The organism is Shewanella sp. MF05960, from assembly GCF_050849305.1.
GTDB lineage: Bacteria > Pseudomonadota > Gammaproteobacteria > Enterobacterales > Shewanellaceae > Shewanella.
In genome coordinates this window covers 1-3,279 of the sequence record NZ_JBOZPS010000042.1, presented here as the reverse complement: position 1 = coordinate 3,279, position 3,279 = coordinate 1, and the positions used below count along the sequence as shown (strand labels likewise).

Annotated in this window: 1 protein-coding gene; it reads right to left on the bottom strand. The window is 55.0% G+C overall.

Features of this window, described 5'->3' with window-relative positions; genetic code table 11:
* The coding region (locus ACROAE_RS20370) for a beta strand repeat-containing protein (RefSeq protein ID WP_432406075.1) at positions 1-3,279 on the bottom strand (3,279 nt) is incomplete at both ends.

The window sequence follows — 3,279 nt, the reverse complement described above, 5'->3', positions numbered from 1 at the left end:
GTGCTGGTGCGGCAACATTATCAACGGGTTGCTTGTCGGTAGCGATTGCAGATGGGTTACCTGCAGCGTCAGTGACTTGAGCCGTGACGTTCACTTCTGTTGCGCCTGCAGTCACAGGCACTTCAACAGCGTAGCCATTGGTTAGCATCGCTTGCGTCACGGTGACCGTCGCTAATACGTTTCCACTGCCATCGGTCACGACGAGAGTGTCGCCGATCTGGGTGCCAGTCGCTAACGTGACAGTTGCGGTCACGGTGCCGTCAGCACCAATTTCGCTGGCGTTATAAATCCCGTCGCTGCCCATGCCGCTAAATTCTACAAGCGGTGCTGGTGCCATAGTGGCATCAACAGGTTGTGTGTCGGTTGCGGTTGCAGATGGGTTACCGGCGATATCAATCACCTGTGCGGTGACATCAACATCGGTTGCGCCTGCAGTCACAGGGACTTCAACATCAAAGCCGTTATCCAACATGTCTTGAGTGACAGGGCCGTTAAACAATTCAGTGCCGTTGCCGTCGGTGACAATCAAGGTGTCGCCCACTTGGGTGCCGGTCGCTAACGTGACAGTTGCGGTCACGGTGCCGTCAGCACCAATTTCGCTGGTGTTATAAATCCCGTCGCTGCCCATGCCGCTGAATTCTACAGTCGGTGCTGGTGCGGTAACATTATCAACAGGTTGTGTGTCGGTTGCGGTTGCAGATGGGTTACCGGCGATATCAATCACCTGTGCGGTGACATCAACATCGGTTGCGCCAGCGGTCACAGGGACTTCAACATCAAAGCCATTATCCAGCATGTCTTGAGTAACAGGGCCGTTAAACAATTCAGTGCCGTTGCCGTCGGTGACAATCAAGGTGTCGCCCACTTGGGTGCCGGTCGCTAAGGTCACGGTTGCGGTGACGGTGCCATCGCTACCAATCTCATCGCTGTTAAAGATACCATCAGTGCCCATGCCGCTGAATTCTACAGTCGGTGCAGGAGCGGTAACATTATCAACAGGTTGTGTGTCGGTTGCGGTTGCAGATGGGTTACCGGCGATATCAATCACCTGTGCGGTGACATCAACATCGGTTGCGCCTGCAGTCACAGGCACTTCAACAGCGTAACCATTGGTTAGCATCGCTTGCGTCACGGTGACCGTCGCTAATACGTTTCCACTGCCATCGGTCACGACGAGAGTGTCGCCGATCTGGGTGCCAGTCGCTAACGTGACAGTTGCGGTCACGGTGCCATCGCTACCAATTTCGCTGGCGTTATAAATCCCGTCGCTGCCCATGCCGCTGAATTCTACAAGCGGTGCAGGTGCCATAGTGGCATCAACAGGTTGTGTGTCGGTTGCGGTTGCAGATGGGTTACCGGCGATATCAATCACCTGTGCGGTGACATCAACATCGGTTGCGCCTGCGGTCACAGGGACTTCAACATCAAAGCCGTTGTCGAGCATGTCTTGAGTGACAGGGCCGTTAAATAATTCAGTGCCGTTGCCGTCGGTGACAATCAAGGTGTCGCCCACTTGCGTACCGGTCGCTAAGGTCACGGTTGCGGTGACGGTGCCGTCAGTACCAATCTCATCGCTGTTGAACACGCCATCAGTGCCCATGCCGCTGAACTCTACAGTCGGCGCAGGCGCCATGGTGGCATCAACAGGTTGTGTGTCGGTTGCGGTTGCAGATGGGTTACCGGCGATATCAATCACCTGTGCGGTGACATCAACATCGGTTGCGCCAGCGGTCACAGGGACTTCAACATCAAAGCCATTATCCAGCATGTCCTGGGTAACAGGGCCGTTAAACAATTCAGTGCCGTTGCCGTCGGTGACAATCAAGGTGTCGCCCACTTGGGTGCCGGTCGCTAAGGTGACGGTTGCGGTGACAGTGCCGTCAGTACCAATTTCATCGCTGTTAAAGATACCATCAGTGCCCATGCCGCTGAACTCAACGCTAGGTGCAGGTGCGGTAACATTATCAACAGGTTGTGTATCCGTTGCGGTTGCAGATGGGTTACCGGCGATATCAATCACCTGTGCGGTGACATCAACATCGGTTGCGCCTGCGGTCACAGGGACTTCAACATCAAAGCCGTTGTCCAGCATGTCTTGAGTGACAGGGCCGTTAAACAATTCGGTGCCGTTGCCGTCGGTGACAATCAAGGTGTCGCCCACTTGGGTACCGGTCGCTAAGGTGACGGTTGCGGTGACAGTGCCGTCAGTACCAATTTCATCGCTGTTAAAGATACCATCAGTGCCCATGCCGCTGAATTCAACGCTAGGTGCAGGTGCGGTAACATTATCAACAGGTTGTGTATCCGTTGCGGTTGCAGATGGGTTACCGGCGATATCAATCACCTGTGCGGTGACATCAACATCCGTTGCGCCTGCGGTCACAGGGACTTCAACATCAAAGCCGTTGTCGAGCATGTCCTGGGTAACAGGGCCGTTAAACAATTCAGTGCCGTTGCCGTCGGTGACAATCAAGGTGTCGCCCACTTGCGTACCGGTCGCTAAGGTCACGGTTGCGGTCACAGTGCCGTCAGTACCAATTTCATCGCTGTTAAAGATACCGTCAGTGCCCATGCCGCTGAACTCAACGCTAGGCGCTGGCGCCATAGTGGCATCAACAGGTTGTGTGTCGGTTGCGGTTGCAGATGGGTTACCGGCGATATCAATCACCTGTGCGGTGACATCAACATCGGTTGCGCCTGCAGTCACAGGGACTTCAACATCAAAGCCATTATCCAGCATGTCCTGGGTAACAGGGCCGTTAAACAATTCAGTGCCATTGCCGTCGGTGACAATCAAGGTGTCGCCCACTTGCGTACCCGTCGCTAAGGTCACGGTTGCGGTGACGGTGCCGTCGCTGCCGATCTCATCGCTGTTGAACACGCCATCAGTGCCCATGCCGCTGAACTCAACGCTAGGTGCAGGTGCGGTAACATTGTCAACAGGTTGTGTGTCGGTTGCGGTTGCAGATGGGTTACCGGCGATATCAATCACCTGTGCGGTGACATCAACATCGGTTGCGCCAGCGGTCACAGGGACTTCAACATCAAAGCCATTATCGAGCATGTCCTGGGTAACAGGGCCGTTAAACAATTCTGTGCCGTTGCCGTCGGTGACAATCAAGGTGTCGCCCACTTGGGTGCCGGTCGCTAAGGTCACGGTTGCGGTCACAGTGCCGTCAGAACCAATCTCATCGCTGTTAAAGATACCGTCGCTGCCCATGCCGCTGAACTCTACAGTCGGCGCAGGTGCCATAGTGGCATCAACAGGTTGTGTGTCGG